The 14,915-nt window shown below is 39.7% G+C and carries 13 protein-coding genes and 1 pseudogene; all 14 read right to left on the reverse strand.

Annotation, left to right across the window (positions count from 1 at the left end; all coding sequences use genetic code 11):
* Positions 1–428: 428 nt before the first annotated feature.
* The 14 genes and pseudogenes from ACQ86H_RS15045 to ACQ86H_RS15110 all read right to left on the reverse strand — a co-directional run bounded on the left by ACQ86H_RS15045 (position 429) and on the right by ACQ86H_RS15110 (position 14,913).
* A complete protein-coding gene (locus tag ACQ86H_RS15045; RefSeq protein WP_431295406.1) occupies positions 429–1,280 on the reverse strand; it encodes a zinc-binding alcohol dehydrogenase family protein in 852 nt (283 codons plus the stop codon).
* Between the two features lie 10 nt (positions 1,281–1,290).
* Complete coding sequence (locus ACQ86H_RS15050; protein ID WP_431291593.1) at positions 1,291–1,443, reverse strand: hypothetical protein; 153 nt, start codon at positions 1,441–1,443, stop codon at positions 1,291–1,293.
* Positions 1,444–1,524: 81 nt separating this feature from the next.
* Entirely contained in the window at positions 1,525–2,313 is a 789-nt protein-coding gene (locus ACQ86H_RS15055) for an SDR family oxidoreductase (protein ID WP_187594883.1), read from the reverse strand.
* A gap of 100 nt (positions 2,314–2,413) precedes the next feature.
* On the reverse strand, positions 2,414–3,895 hold the full coding sequence (locus ACQ86H_RS15060; RefSeq protein ID WP_431295407.1) for a hypothetical protein: 1,482 nt from the start codon (positions 3,893–3,895) through the stop codon (positions 2,414–2,416).
* On the reverse strand, positions 3,813–4,607 hold the full coding sequence (locus ACQ86H_RS15065; RefSeq protein WP_431291594.1) for a DUF5703 domain-containing protein: 795 nt from the start codon (positions 4,605–4,607) through the stop codon (positions 3,813–3,815). Before ACQ86H_RS15065 ends, ACQ86H_RS15060 begins: the two co-directional genes overlap by 83 nt.
* Positions 4,608–4,920: 313 nt before the next feature.
* The gene (locus tag ACQ86H_RS15070; protein ID WP_138821042.1) at positions 4,921–6,348 is read right to left on the reverse strand and encodes a sialate O-acetylesterase; all 1,428 of its coding nucleotides are present in this window, start codon (positions 6,346–6,348) and stop codon (positions 4,921–4,923) included.
* Positions 6,349–6,555: 207 nt separating this feature from the next.
* On the reverse strand, positions 6,556–6,936 hold the full coding sequence (locus ACQ86H_RS15075) for a hypothetical protein (protein ID WP_431295408.1): 381 nt from the start codon (positions 6,934–6,936) through the stop codon (positions 6,556–6,558).
* A gap of 36 nt (positions 6,937–6,972) precedes the next feature.
* Positions 6,973–7,157: pseudogene (locus tag ACQ86H_RS15080) on the reverse strand (hypothetical protein); the annotation flags it as partial.
* Positions 7,158–7,230: 73 nt separating this feature from the next.
* Positions 7,231–7,569 carry a beta-L-arabinofuranosidase domain-containing protein gene (locus ACQ86H_RS15085; RefSeq protein ID WP_431291595.1) on the reverse strand — a complete coding sequence of 113 codons (339 nt, stop codon included), beginning with the start codon at positions 7,567–7,569 and terminating at the stop codon, positions 7,231–7,233.
* Positions 7,535–8,578, reverse strand: a complete 1,044-nt coding sequence (locus ACQ86H_RS15090; protein ID WP_431291596.1) for a glycoside hydrolase family 127 protein — start codon at positions 8,576–8,578, stop codon at positions 7,535–7,537. The genes ACQ86H_RS15085 and ACQ86H_RS15090 overlap by 35 nt, the downstream gene beginning before the upstream one ends.
* Positions 8,559–12,005: a glycosyl hydrolase gene (locus ACQ86H_RS15095; RefSeq protein WP_431291597.1), complete on the reverse strand. Its 3,447-nt coding sequence runs from the start codon at positions 12,003–12,005 to the stop codon at positions 8,559–8,561. Before ACQ86H_RS15095 ends, ACQ86H_RS15090 begins: the two co-directional genes overlap by 20 nt.
* Complete coding sequence (gene fucP / locus ACQ86H_RS15100; RefSeq protein WP_138821036.1) at positions 12,005–13,285, reverse strand: L-fucose:H+ symporter permease; 1,281 nt, start codon at positions 13,283–13,285, stop codon at positions 12,005–12,007. The genes ACQ86H_RS15095 and fucP overlap by 1 nt, the downstream gene beginning before the upstream one ends.
* Positions 13,286–13,337: 52 nt before the next feature.
* On the reverse strand, positions 13,338–13,778 hold the full coding sequence (locus ACQ86H_RS15105; RefSeq protein ID WP_010603407.1) for a MaoC/PaaZ C-terminal domain-containing protein: 441 nt from the start codon (positions 13,776–13,778) through the stop codon (positions 13,338–13,340).
* A 67-nt stretch (positions 13,779–13,845) separates the two neighbouring features.
* The gene (locus ACQ86H_RS15110; protein ID WP_431291598.1) at positions 13,846–14,913 is read right to left on the reverse strand and encodes a Gfo/Idh/MocA family protein; all 1,068 of its coding nucleotides are present in this window, start codon (positions 14,911–14,913) and stop codon (positions 13,846–13,848) included.
* Positions 14,914–14,915: the final 2 nt, after the last annotated feature.

Genomic DNA, 14,915 nt, shown 5'->3' on the forward strand with positions numbered 1-14,915 from the left:
GACGCTGTCAATCCCAGGAGCCGGGGAAATCAAAAAAACAGTTGCACAACAGTAAAAATGACACTAACAAACCTGAAACGCAGTGGTTTTGTGTTCATAACCGATGATTTAATTTTAAAAAATATTGAACACAAAACGAAGTGCCGCTGTTTTTTTGATGCGCGTGAGATTGCGCAAAAGGCTCATTGCTGGATCCGATAGCCATCGGATGACAAAGCGCTTTGGGTACTTTGGCGCTCCAAAGTGCCATGCCCAACGGCATAGAGCGATAGAAGAATGTTATAATTAATTGTGTCCACACGATAGGCGCAGGCGGGAATCTTAAAGCTTATTGCATTAAGATTCCCAATCAAGTTGGGAATGACGATTCTACCCAGACTATCAATTCACTAAAATTCCTATTTTAATTTTAATTATAAACATGAGGATTATTCTATACTCACCATCGCTTTAATCACCCCATTTTTCGGATCAAGCCAGCTTTCAAACTCACCTTTTACTTCCTCAAATTTAACCTGATGGGTAATGTAATTGGTTGGGTTAACCAAACCGGCTTTCATTGATTTAATGACGTGTTCAAAATCTTCTATAGTGGCATTTCTGCTGCTCATTAAAGTAGATTCTCTTTTATGAAACTCCGGATGGTTGAAGATTAAATCGCCTTTTTGTAATCCGATTAAAACGAACCTTGCACCATGAGCCATATAATTGATGGCATTATTAATTGCTTTTTGATTACCGGTAGCGTCAATTACAACAGTTGGCATATCCCCATTTGTAATATCACTCAGTTGCTGGACCACATCAGCTGAAAGCGCGTTAACCATATAGGGCACTTTCAATTTATCTTTGCAGAATGCCAGGCGGTCTTCATTAATGTCCAGCGCAATTACATTTGCACCTGCAATCCGGGCAAACTCCATAGTACCTAAACCAATTGGTCCGGCGCCAATAACGAGTACAAACTCTCCGGGCTGAATAGCTGCCCTTCTAACCCCATGCGCCCCAATGGCTAAAGGTTCAACCAAGGCGAGCTCATCGTAACTCAACCCTTCGCCATGTAAAAGCGTTCTCGATGGAACCTGTAAATATTCGCGCATCCCTCCATCAACATGTACCCCACAAACCTGCATTTTAACACAACAGTTTGGTTTGTTCATCCGGCAGGCAATGCATTCGCCACAATTGAAATATGGAATCAAAGTTACGGCTTCTCCTGTTTTAAAACCTTCAGCTCCATCAATCTCAACCAGTTCACCAGAGAGCTCGTGTCCTAAAATACGGGGATAGTTAAAAAAGGCTGGGTGCCTTCAAAGGCATGTAAATCCGTTCCGCAGATCCCGATCCGTTTAATTTTAATAATGGCGTGATTTTTTTTAATGCAGGTTTTTCTGTTTCCGAATATTCAAAAGTTCCGGGTGTGGTACAGGTAAGGGTTTTCATTTTAATGAAGGTTAAATCGTATAAATTGGTTAATCGGTTAACTGTAATTTGCAAACTGTTAACTAAAAACTGCGAACTAAGCTAGGCGTTCGCTAAAGCTCTGTCTAAATGTACATAACCACCATCAACATGGATAATTTGTCCGGTGGTATGGCTTGATTTGTTAGACATTAAAAAAGCGGTCATGTTTGCAATTTCTTCTGCAGTTGTCATTCTGTTTTCCAATGGGATTTTTGAAGTAATCTCCTTTAGTTTTTCTTCCGCATTGTCTAAAGTCTCTATCCAGGTTTCGTAAGCAGGTGTCCAGCATTCGGCAACAACCACTGCGTTTACTCGGATCCCATATTTTAATAATTCAACAGCCCACTCGCGGGTTAAAGCATTTCTACCTCCATTAGCGGCAGCATAAGCTGAGGTATTTCCTTGTCCGGTTTCTGCTGTTTTTGAAGTGATGTTTACAATAGCACCCTTGCTTTTAATCAGTTCTGGCAAGGCATGGTGTGCCATTAGGTAATAATGCACCACGTTTTTATGCAAAGAAGCCATGAAATCCTGGTAATTTCCACTTTCTAAACCTACCCCATCATTCACGCCTGCATTGTTTACTAAACCATCAATTCGTCCAAATTTAGCAACGATTTCTTTAATTACTTTTCCGCAATCATCCGGATTGGAAAGTTCTGCGACAAACTGTTCTGCTTGTTTGCCCTGTGCAATAATTTCATCAACTACTTTCTGGTTATCTTCTGCTTTTCTGCCAACAATAACAGCAATCGCATCTTCTTTAGCAAATACTTCTGCAATGCTCCTGCCAATGCCTTTTGCAGCACCAGTGATGATAATAACTTTTTCTTTTAACTGTAAATCCATAGTTTTTTAATTATTTTAAAGCGTTCCTCATGCTGAATTTAGTTCAGCATCTTTCTCTTGTTGTTCAGATCCTGAAACGAGTTCAGGAAGACGGTACCTCTTAGTGAATCATTATTTTTATATCTGCTTTCCTTGATGCTGGTAATACTCGTAAATCTATTAATTTTCCGTCCCTTAATTGTCCTTCAACAGTGGTCTGGTAAGGCGCATAAAGTTTAAAATGCACATCCCAATCTTTAGGCCATGCAGGAAAAAGGTAGATGTTTTTGCCGTCTACCTGCATTAGCATTTCCTGTAAACCGATCATGCCTGAGCCGCCCCAATTATGGTCTGGCACCCAATCAAAACCTGGTCCCCAGAAGGCTGGGAATCTCCTTCCAGAGTCTTTTAACTTTGCTGTGGTTAATTTTGAAGCGTCTTCAGTTAAACCTAATCTTGCTGCAAAAATATTGTCCTGTTTCCACCCTACGTAACTCCGGAATTTTAGCACATCGGTATCGTATTTATAGGTGTTGACAGCCGTATCTAAACCGGGTTTTCCGATGCCGTAAATCCCCCAGGGATAAACCGGATACAATTGCGGACTTTCGGTATTGTTAACGCGTTCCCAAAGTTTCGCCGGAGCAATTGTTGTGTGGCCATCGAATACCCTAAAACTAATTGGTGGAATGGTTTTTAGCATGGCTTTCCATTCTGATTTTTGCTTTTCAGATAAATTGGGTTGCTCCACAAGTCTTTCCAAAACGGTTTTTAAAGCCGAAATGGTTGAGGTGGAGTTGTAGGCCATTTTATAGGTTTCGGCACCAGAGCCCGGATACAAAACCAAATGTCCATCAGCATCTAAAGTTTTTGCCCCGCGTTGCTTGGCTAAATAGGTGTAATGCTCCTTGAAAAATGTTAAAGAACTTTCAATTAATGGCAGATATTTTTCGATGTGGTTGCCATTATATCTTTCCGTTTCCAAAATCATCATACAGAACTCTAAAACGGTATCCCACTCATACTCTAACCAGGCATTGTATTCCATACCTTTGTTAAAATCTGCAGGTCGTTTCCAGCCATATTCTGCTGGATTTGGTAAGCCAAAATTTTCTAACTGTTCTGTAAAACTGGCACCGTTATGTCCCCAGGCAGCTTGCGTTCTGATTTCAGCATTTTTTAACAAATTCAGGTAGAAATCGAACTGGGGTTTCATTATTTCAAAATCACCGCTTTTTAACATCGGCCAATAAACCAAACGCTGGTTTTGGGCAGTATGTGTTCCACCCCAGTTTCTGAAATCGGGTGTGTATTTTAAAGCGGTATCTGTAAGTTGTGGATCGAAAGTGAATAGACCGCCGTTAAATTTTGTAGGATATTTGCCGAATGCATTGCAACCCAACATATACCTGAACAACTGATAATTTTTAGCCGATTGATTAGCAGATTCATCTTTGGAATTAATATAAATGAAACTTCTTTTCCAGTAATCGTTCCACCATTTTATACTTGCTTTCTGGCTATTTTTGTTGTTTATAACATTTAAGCTTTGCTCCCATTGCTTTGCAGAGGTTGCTGTAACAGTATTTAATGTAATGGTAATATTGGTAGCGTTTGAAGGCTTTTTTACTCTTCAAAACCCAGGCTTTAAAAGGTGTACTTAAATAAACACCTTCATAATTCCCCGCCGGAAACAGGTTATCTCCCTGCATTGAGCCTCCAAAAATCAGGTTTTTTAAAGGATTGAATAATTCAGCTTTTCTATCTTCTAAGCCTTGTTGCTTTACAGCAACATCGAATACCGTTTCGGGCTTATTTTGATGGTAGAATTGAAGGGTATTGTTTTTAAAAGCAATTTCATCTTTAAAGGTTTTTACAATGCCCTGAGGCGCCCATTTATACGAATTTTGGTTGTTCTCTTTGCCTTTGGTTATGCGGTCTTCAAAACGCCAGCTTTCATAACTGGCTTCAGTTTTGATTTTTTGGTTGGATTTAATATCTAGATGGATAACAGGATTAAAAACATCTACCCAAACATTGATTTTGGTATTTAATTTACCATTTGAGCCTGAAACCTGGGCATAACCATCTTTTAAGATCAGTTCTTGTTTGAATGTTTTTCCTAGGAATGGGTTTGGGGATAATTTGAGTTTTACACGACCTATTTTGAGTAAGGTATTGTTCTCGTCGAACGTACCACTTCTGGACATGTACAGGTAAACATTGCCATTTTCTACCCAGATGTTGAGGCCGATATCCCCACCACCTACGGGCATCGATTCTGATGAATTAAGGCTTTGGGTATTCCAAACCACGTTAGATGGAGATTTTTCCTGGGAAAAAGCATTTGATTGTATGGACCACGAAGACACGAAGAGCACAAAGAAAAGGTTAAGGTTTTTTGACCATTCAAGATATATAAGAGCATTTAAGTTCCTACATAAAATACCTTGTTCTCTTTGTGTCTTTGTGGTTAACATTTTTTGGTATATGGTATTTGACCACCTAAGACACCTGAGCACACCTGAGGCATGGTTCAAAAATTTTGACCATATAAGATATATAAGAACATTTAAGTTCTTAAATGAAGTACTTCGTGTGCTTAGTGGCTTCGTGGTTAAAATCATCTTAGTTATCCCAATCATCAGTACGGAATGAGGAAACGGGTAACCCATCGTTACCAAATAAATCGCCGGTTACAAAATCTTTAAAGGCATAGCGAACAGCCACCGGTAACTTAACCTGCTCCGCTGAAACGGTGATGCTGCTTCCTGTTATAGTTGCCTTTGCGGGGTAAAATTTATGGTCTGCACCTGCTACTTCAAATAAGGCCAAATCTTTTCCAAACGAAGTTAGACCATTTGCTGCATTTTGAAACTTGATGACCGCTTTAGTTTTATCAACTGTGAAAGAGTCATAGTTTGGACTTAATGCACCAAAACCTTTTATGCCATAAGTTTGGGATAGGGCCAGGTAAGCCAAACGTGTTCCACCCTGTTTTTTGTTTGCGGGATGGATTGATTTTTCCTCGCCAATATCCATTAAAACTGCCATTCCCGAATTTGGGATTTTAGTTAAGGATTTACGTTGTGCATCTCTTAAAAATGCTGAATTGAATTTTGCACCAACATGATAAGGTGGCAATTGGGCATAATTATAAGGTGCAATTTGAGCATAATAGAAAGGAAACTCTCCATTATCCCAGTTTTTTCTCCAGGAAGAAATCATTGCAGGGAATAAATCTTCATAGCGGTCTGGACGTTCGTAATTCGATTCGCCCTGGTACCAGATGGCACCTTTTATGCCATAACCGATTACCGGATAAAGCATACCATTATATAGAGTTGTTGGCGTTCTGCTTACTTCTTTTATAGTGTCGGTTTTTGAAGGGATTTTAATCTCAGGGAATGCTTTTAAATCCTCGGGCGACATCCAGGCCTCAATTGTAGAACCCCCATAACTATCGTTGATGATCCCGATCGGAACATTTAATATTTCGTTTAATAAGGAGCCAAAGTAACAAGCAGTAGCGCTGAAATTGGAAACGGTTTCAGGTGCAGCTAATTTCCATAGTGAAGGTTTGCTGTTATCTTGTCGTTCGGTGATGGAAGAACGCGGAACAGTATAAAGCCTGATGTTTTTATTGGTCGATTTTAAAATTGCTTCGTTGGAGCCAATTATCGGCTGATTTTTAAAGCCTTTCATAGGCATTTCCATGTTCGATTGGCCACCACAAAACCAAACTTCACCAATTAAAATGTCGGTTAGGACAAGTTTTTCGCCATCGTTTAATTCAATATTGTATGGACCACCGGCTGACGGAGTAGCAACTTTTATTTTCCATTTACCATTCTGATCAGAAGTAATGGTGTAGTTCTGTTTGTTCCAGGAGGTGTTGATTTTTACCTTGGTAGAAGGCTTGGCCCAGCCCCATATTGCAACATTGCTTTGTTGCTGTAACACCATGTGATCGGTAAAAATCGATGCAGGTTTAACTGTGGCTGATGCAATGAGGCAACAGGTAATGTTTAAGAAAATTAAAAGCTTTAGTTTCATTTGTTATTGTTTTTCATCACTTAAGACTCCTTAGTTTTGGTTACCTTATAAGACATTTAAGAGGCATGTAAGCTCAATAGTATATTTTTGGCGCCTCATCTATCGACCACCTGAGCCACCTGAGCGCATCTTAGTTTATTACTTAATAACTATTAACTGCCATAATCTTATATTTTCTTACATGTCTTATATGGTAAAACCTAAATATCACCTACTCACTGGCAACCATACCGACATTTCTGAATGGCCGCGGTTTCCCCAGGCAAAGTATGGTACCAGTTTAATTGATGTTGTTGTATTTTTATCTTCAATGGGCCTGTACAACACATTTTTCCAGTTGTTTGGCGCTACTATTTTTGCATTTCCTACTAAACTCATCATAACAGCGCCATCTATATTAATTGGTTTCGCCTCAAATTTAGTCGAAGCTGGAATAAAAGCATTAAAAATACTTTTACCAGGTAAATCTGTCGATTCTAAACAGTAAACAATCGGTCCGCGTTTTATCGCTACCTGATTTCTGTTTTCTTCCACCAAAGGATTGGCTTCAATCAAAGTAGCTTCCATCGGGAGATTTAGTTCTATCACATCGCCCTTTTTCCAAATGCGGTTGATTTCTGCATAAGTTCCGGAAATGGCTTTAACATTTTCGGCTTTTCCATTGATGGTGATCTGTGCATCATGCGTCCACGACGGGATTCTAAAAATAATGAATAAGCTTTGTTTCCTGTTTCCTTAATGTTGATTTTGATCTTCCCATCCCAGGGATAATTGGTTTCCTGGGATAATGAAATTTTTTGACCATTCATTAATGTAGTACTTAAGTTATTACCACCATATAAATTAAACCACAGTCCTTTATCTGAAGTACTGTACGCATAATCACTCACTTGCGATCGTTCTAACTACGTTAGGCGGGCAACAATTGGATAATGCAATATAAGGCGTCCTATCTTTCGACCAGCGTTGTTTAAAAGGTAAGTCATCTGATTGTGCCAGTGGATTGGTGTACAAAAAGTTCTTTCCATCCAGGCTGATTCCAGACAGAATGCTGTTGTGCAAAGCCAGTTCAATTACATCGGCATATTTAGCATCGCCCGTAATCTGCAACATGCGCCAGTTCCAAAGTACATTGCCTATGTTGGCACAGGTTTCGTTATGTGCGGTAAAATTTGGCAATTGAAAATCACGACCAAATGCCTCGATGGATTTTCTGTACATCGGCCGGATTGTAAGACGTTCCATCTGGCGAAGTGCCATCATAAAGTGAACCACAACCACCCGTGATGTACATTTTGTGCTGATTGACATCATCCCACATTAAATTTAAAGTATTTAAAAGTGAATCTTTACCCGTTTCGGCGTATAAATCAGCAACGCCGGCATAAAGGTAGTTTGCACGTACGGCATGGCCCATGGCTTTGGTTTGCTGTAAAAAAGGAATCCGATCCTGGTTGTCATCTGTACCATCCTCAATTTTTCCTTTAATCGCAATTAAATGCTGCGCCAGTTCTAAATAACGCAGATCTTTAGTGGTACGGTACATTTCTACCACACCCATATAGTGAGATGGACATATTGCATTTCTTGCCAAAGTTGGAGATGCTGATTTATAGAAATTGTAGAGATAATCAGATGCTTTTTTAGCAATGTTAAGCAGTGTCGTTTTTCCAGTTGCCCGGTAATGGATGCAGCCTGCCGTCATTAAATGGCCAATATTATACGATTCAAAGCTCAAACGATCCTGAAACTGGTTTTTAGAGCCTGTTTTGCGCTGCTCGATCATCGCTTTGGTATAAATGTAGCCATCTTCGCGTTGCGATTTACCGATTACGGCAATAGCATTATCCATCATTTCGTTCAGTTTTGGATTTTTCGTAGAAGCATATAAAACGGCTACAGCCTCCAAAGTTTTGTAATAATCGCCATCATGAAAAGAAGGTCCTGAGTGTGAACCTGTATCTAAACCTGCGGCAATTTTGAAATTTTCAAAAGCATGACTGATTTTCGGATCGTTATAAATGGCCCACATATTCGGTACCATGGTTTCGGTGGCTACCTTAAAACGATCGGCCCAAAACCCTCTTGTCCAGGTTACATCTGTCATATTGATGCTGTGCAGTTTTGCGTAAGGAGAATTTGATGTATTGACCAAAGCCTTATCTTGTGCCTGCACGCAGAGCGAGATCAAACACAATGTTATAAATACACTATTTTTTAATGCTTTCATATCTTATTTTTCTTCCATTTGAATCAGCACCGGACCTAATAATCCAGCGGGATTTAATGGTTTCCTCCAAACGGAAAGGTGCAGTGGTTTTTGTAATCCTCTTATCTTCTGGCAATTTACTATCGCCAATTAAACGGTTAGCCCAGGTATTCGTAACTTCGATTTCTATTTTGTTTTCGCCCTTTTTTATTGCCTTACTGATATCCAGGCGGTGTGGTGCCGTCCACAAGGTGCCACAGTTTATACCATTGATTTTTACCTCTGCAATACTGGAGAATTCGCCTAAATCAATCCATGTTTTACCCTTTTCGTTTCCGTCGAAACTGAAGGTTTTTTTATAAACAGCAATTCCGGAATAATATTTAACAGCGCTATCAGCGTTTGTTGTCCAATCGGTTAAATCGTTTAATATTATAGGTTTCGATGGTCCTCCATAAGACGTATCGAATTTTGCCTGCCATGATTTGGAAATATCCTGAATGGATTTGAATCTGCTTGAATTTGATCCGTTATTTAATTGAGTTAAATCTGTTTTCTCTTTAAAAATCACGAATATTGAACCGTTTGCCGGCAATTTCAGATTAAAATAAGTTCTACCATCTTTAAACGACCAACTTTTTAAATCAATATTATTGTTTGTGGCCACATCATAAATTCGAGGAATTCTACCAATCATCCGAAACGAAAAATTAAATTCTCTTTCCTTATCCTCTTGATTTGTAATAAAATAAATATCGTTATCTACAGTTTTTCTATGTACAAATGCCACGCGTTTAGTCGGTAAAATTTGGGAGCTTAGCAGCGGCTGAAATTCGTTGATATCTAAATCCTTTTCCAAACCAAGACTTGTAAAATCATTACCTTCAAACGGAGCTTTGAAAATTTGTCCTAAGCCAAGTTTTCTAGTATAAATAGGCTTACCTCCGTTTTTGAAAGACTCAAAGTTTCCTCCCCAAATTTCATCAACAATTTTATCAAATTCAATCTTATTAACCTGCTTAATTCCAGATTGATAAATTGGCTTATCTCCTACAATCACTTTAGCTCCTGCCTTAACCAATACTGAAAGTTTTTTAACTACTTCGTAACTCATGTACTGGTGATTCGGGTTCATTTTCATGTTGCCAGGGAAAACCAATATTTTATATGTTGCGCCACTTTCGAACATCACATTACCATCTTTAACGCTTGCTGTTTTTAGAACATCGGGATTGAAGCTATCGTAAGCGTAACCACGCAAAGGATTTACCCAGTTTTCGGCATCGGCCATGTTTGCGGAATGGGTAACACCTGCCGGAATCTGCCTCAATGGCTCCCCTACATTTGCCAGGCGCTTCTTTTCAGCTTCCACTACATCAGCACCAAAAATACCGGGCAAGATTTCTACCAAACGGTCAGGCAAAACTGAACGGCGGGGTAATTCTTCACCAGTAAAAACGGCGATATCTACAACAGGTTTTCCTTGTTGTAGCAAGTTCTGCGTTCTTTCAGCATAATCTATCCAGGCTTTTCCGGCCTTCCACCAGGTTTGATCGCGTTGAAAATATAAACCTACACCGTCTAAGGTCATTCCGGGTTTTCTATCCGTCCATGGATTGTGTGTAAAAACGTGATAGACGAGTTTATTGATCCCGAGGGCATAATTTCTATCCTGCAAAGTTTTCATATTTGCCGGACTTTCATTCCAGTCCATTCTGACGGTGGTAAAAGCCTCGGCCTGGATAATGTTTTTACCATAGATATGTGCTCCGGAAATGGCATCCAACATATCATTCGGTTTATCATGTGTTGGGCTGTTTAACCAAAACTCACCCATAGGTACATCAACCGTTTTGTAGTGCATCAATCCGTCACTCATCATGGTTGGTGCAATACTTTCCGCCGTAAAAGTTACCCCCTTATCCTTTGCCAGCTTAGCCAGCGTTTTATAAAACTGGTCGACAACTAATTCAGAAATCGTTTTTCTAACATCGTAAAGGAAATTTTCGGACACGGATACATTCTCTACAGGTAATCCGGTCATGATGGGTAAATAAGGCGTTAAATCGTAACCTCTTCGCTTTAAAAATTCTGCTTTAAATACCGGCGACCAATTCTGACTGCCGCATTCCCAACTATCCACATGAAAAACACTTAAAACTTTCTTGGCAATTTCGGGTCCGCCATGTTTTAAAGCTTCTCCATACCAATTGTTGAATTGTAGTTTTACCGCTTCGGGGTTAAATTTATCGCATTCTAGTCCCTTTCCACCACCACCAGTGGCATTGGTATGCCCGGTTGAAGTATGGCCTATTCTCAGAATGGTCCAGCTGCCTTTTGGTGCCTTCCAGTTTAAGGTTCCATCCGGACTTAATTTGTTTGTTAGATTGATGATCTTATTCAAGGGCACACAAAGATTTTTAGCAATTTCTGCTTCGGTGCTTCTTTTGCTGATTCGCCAAACTGAACCATTCTTGCCTTCAAACTGGTTAACCTGTGCTTCAGCAGATAACTCCAGATTGACCAATTTTAAAGAAGGTTTCCATTTGGCTGCATCCAGATCCTCTGAACCTGGCTCCGAACCCTTTTTATCATAAATAAACCTGAAAAATTTTGCGGTGGTGGTTACAATTGAATGCGTTACATCTTCATCGGTATCCTGCCATCCATGTCGCGGGGCTTCTAACCTGCCAACGGAGCGGAAAACTTTACCATCATCGCTCACCTCAATGGCTAAACGTTGTGCCTGATAGTTATTTCCACTCACTTTAATGGTCACTGTTCTGCAGGTGAAAGGTTTTTCAAATTCGTATTGAATGTAACAAGGCTCATTTGAGCCAAAGTTTTTCTTATTACCCGGTTGCACTAAACCTGTGGCATCGGCACCATTGCTGGCTGTAATTTTAGGAATAACGGTTCGTGTTGAAATGTTTTCGCCAATTGGTGAAGGGTAAGCGTAAACAGCAATATCTTTATAATAATTTTCTTTTGATTCAGGTTGAGGTAAAGAGATCTTATTAGTTGTATTACTGACGTTTATTTTTGACCAAACTACTTTCTGCATCGAAAGTTCCGGCGTTATCCATGGGCCACCTGCTAAAGCAAAACCATCGCTTACGTGCATACCCAATTTTAGGTTTAAACGTTTTGCCTCAGTCATCGCAAATTCAACCATTTGCCACCATTCTGGTGTGAGTTGAACTGCAGGCGGTGAATAAACTGATGTTTTATCAGGACCTTGAATGCTCATTAAATAAGCACCCGCAATGCCATTCGATTTCATGGCTTCCAGATCGTCAGTAATGCCGGCTTTTGAAACTGCTCCTTTAACCCAATACCAAAATACCCAGGGTTTTGCATTTTCATTTTGTTGCGCGAAAAGGTTTGCTGAAAAGTGAAGACTGATCAGTACGAAGCATAAAACCCTGATATTTTTAGAAATGATCATTATTTATGTGCGATTTTATAACCCCGTAAGCCGAAATAAAGGATAATCAGAAAACATACTAATGGAATGCTGTAGCCAATTTGTACATTGTCATTGCTTGCATCTATTACTGCACCCATTGTTAATGGAACCACCGAACCCCCAATTATAGACATAATCAACCATGAGGAACCTGGTTTGGTATCGTCACCAATACCTTCAATGCCCAATGCAAATATTGTTGGAAACATGATCGACATGAAAAAACCTAAACCACCTAGTGCATACACTACAATTGGGCCTTTAACTGTTATCGCAATTAAACATAGGACGATGGCAACACAGGCGTAAATAGACAACAACTTAGGTGATTTTACATAAGCCAATAGGGCTGTGCCTACAAAGCGACCAACTGTAAACAGTATACCATAGATAAATAAATAAATGCCTGCGGTTCTTTCATCAAAACCAGCACCTTGTTGCGCTGCACGGATAAATGAACTTGTAACACATACCTGGGCACCTACATAAAAAAATTGTGCAATAACGGCCCATCTCAAATGCTTATGTTTTAGTGCTCCTAAAAAGCTACCTTTTGCTTCACCATCTACACTTTTTGTTTTGATTTCGGGGAATTTAATAAAGCAAAAGGCTATAGCAATTGCAACTAAAACTGTTCCTAAAATAATATAGGGCACTTTAACAGATGATGCTTCTGCCAGGCGCACTGCCTCTGTCATATTGGTTAACTCATCTTTAGTATAGGTTTTCCCTGATAGAATATAACGGGTACCAATAAAACCAGCCACGGCTGCTGCTAAGCCATTAAAAGAAGCCGCTAAATTTAAGCGGGTTGCTGCTTTTGCCGGATCACCAAGAACAGCTGCATAAGGATTAGCTGAGGTTTCTAAAGTAGCCAAACCGCATCCAATGATAAATAATGCAATTAAAAAGGTGAAATACGAAAGGTTATTTGCAGCTGGAACAAATAAAAATGCTCCAAATGCAAATACTAATAGCCCCACAATCATTGTGATTTTATATCCCCATTTCTTAAGGATAATTCCAGCCGGGATTGCCATTATAAAATACGCTAAGAAAATCGATGTATCAATAAACATCGATTCGAGATTACTTAAGTTAAAAGCTTTCCGTAAATGTGGAATTAAACTTGAATCGAGGTTATGCGCCATTCCCCAAAGGAAAAACAGACTGATGACGAAGATAAATGGTATGAGGTATTTTCTGCCCGATGATTGATCACCCTGTGTTATAGTTTCTGGTTGTGTGTTGTGGTTCATTATATTTGGTTTACTCCTAAATCCCCTGGAGGGGACATAAGATAAAGGTTAATTATTTTTTCTTTACAACAAGCAGATGGTCGCAAACCAATACCACTTCTCCATGTTGATTGATGATTTCTACGTGTTCGGTTACGGTGCCATATTCAGGTCTTTTGCTCTCCCCTTTTTCTGAAATGGTAATTTCGGAGTGGATGGTATCGCCAATGAAAACCGGTTTTACAAAACGTAATTTATCGTAACCTTTGCTCATGGCTTCCGGATTAATTTCTGATGCGGTTAAACCGATACCGATACTAAAAATCATGGTTCCGTGGGCAATACGTTGTTTAAAAGGTTGTGTTGCACACCATTCCGCATCCATGTGGTGCGGAAAAAAATCGCCGGTATGCCCCGCATGAACCACAAAATCGGTTTCGGTTATGGTCCGACCTAAGGTTACACGTTTATCCTGTAATTGGTAATCTTCAAAAAATGTTGATTTGAAATACATAATTTTAATCTTTTTTTACGAAACCTCGCAGGTTTTAAAAACCTGCGAAGTTTAAGCATTTAGTTTTTTAACTGCTCCTTAACTTTACTCCACCAATATCGCTCGATTGATAGGCACTTTCTACAACGGCCATGGTTTGAATCACATCTTCAACATTGGTATGCAACACATCGGTTGAACCTTCATTATAGCGCATTAAATTGGCCATGGTACCGATGAAAGCCTCCGGAAACCAGGAGCCATCTAATTTAACAGTCTGCCATTCCGGAGTTTTTCCATCTTCTACTATGCAGTATTCAAATACATCAGGTACGCCATGCGGATAATCCATCAATAAACCGATTTTAGCCACAATGGCACCTTTTGTTCCTTCCCATTTAATATAACTTTCCTGGTGTTTCGGACCGAAATCATGGTCGTGGTTGGTATTGATTACCGCATGCATGGTATCGCCATAATCGAATAAAATGGTAGAACGTGATGAAGACAAACTTTTCGCAGGATGTTTTAAGGTTTTTGCCAGAATACTTTCGGGATTACCCAAAAATGAACGGATTAAATCGACATAATGAATGCTATGGTACTGAATTTCCAATCTTGGATGAATAATTACATGCGGGAAGATTTCCCAGGGTGTTTTAATCGTCACCCGGACTTCCATATCGTATAATTCGCCAATTAAACCTTGATCAATGAGGTACTTTGCAGCGCTTACAAAAGGTGCAAAACGCAACTGAAAGTTGATGGCTGCTTTAAACTTCTTTACCCTGCATAACTCAAGGATTTCCTTTGCCTGTGCAAAATCATCTCCCATGGGTTTTTGGATCAATACTGCACTTCCATCGGGCAATTGTTGCAAGGTTTCAATGTATTGCTCGGGCATGATCGTTAAATCATAAACTGCATTTGCTGGCGCCAATATTACTGCTTCAGCCACCGAATTGTAGACATTTGGAATGCCAAAAGCATCAGCCAGTTTCTGCGCCCGCTCTTTGGTCCGGTTTACAATGCCATGCACTTCAAAACCTGCAATTTTATAGGCAGGAAGATGCGCATCGGCCACTATTCCTCCTGCACCAATGATAATGATGGGCTGTTTGGTTTGTGGTAATTCTGGTTTATATTTGATATCCATAC

The sequence above is a fragment of the Pedobacter sp. P26 genome (genome assembly GCF_050632135.1).
Classification (GTDB): domain Bacteria; phylum Bacteroidota; class Bacteroidia; order Sphingobacteriales; family Sphingobacteriaceae; genus Pedobacter.

Excerpts from the sequence above, each read along its gene's own strand:
- ACQ86H_RS15070 (WP_138821042.1), bottom strand. The coding sequence starts at position 6,348 with ATGAAACTAAAGCTTTTAATTTTCTTAAACATTACCTGTTGCCTCATT.
- ACQ86H_RS15105 (WP_010603407.1), bottom strand. The coding sequence starts at position 13,778 with ATGTATTTCAAATCAACATTTTTTGAAGATTACCAATTACAGGATAAA.
- fucP (WP_138821036.1), bottom strand. The coding sequence starts at position 13,285 with ATGAACCACAACACACAACCAGAAACTATAACACAGGGTGATCAATCA.
- ACQ86H_RS15055 (WP_187594883.1), bottom strand. The coding sequence starts at position 2,313 with ATGGATTTACAGTTAAAAGAAAAAGTTATTATCATCACTGGTGCTGCA.
- ACQ86H_RS15090 (WP_431291596.1), bottom strand. The coding sequence starts at position 8,578 with ATGAAAGCATTAAAAAATAGTGTATTTATAACATTGTGTTTGATCTCG.
- ACQ86H_RS15095 (WP_431291597.1), bottom strand. The coding sequence starts at position 12,005 with ATGATCATTTCTAAAAATATCAGGGTTTTATGCTTCGTACTGATCAGT.
- ACQ86H_RS15110 (WP_431291598.1), bottom strand. The coding sequence starts at position 14,913 with ATGGATATCAAATATAAACCAGAATTACCACAAACCAAACAGCCCATC.
- ACQ86H_RS15050 (WP_431291593.1), bottom strand. The coding sequence starts at position 1,443 with ATGAAAACCCTTACCTGTACCACACCCGGAACTTTTGAATATTCGGAA.
- ACQ86H_RS15085 (WP_431291595.1), bottom strand. The coding sequence starts at position 7,569 with ATGTACAGAAAATCCATCGAGGCATTTGGTCGTGATTTTCAATTGCCA.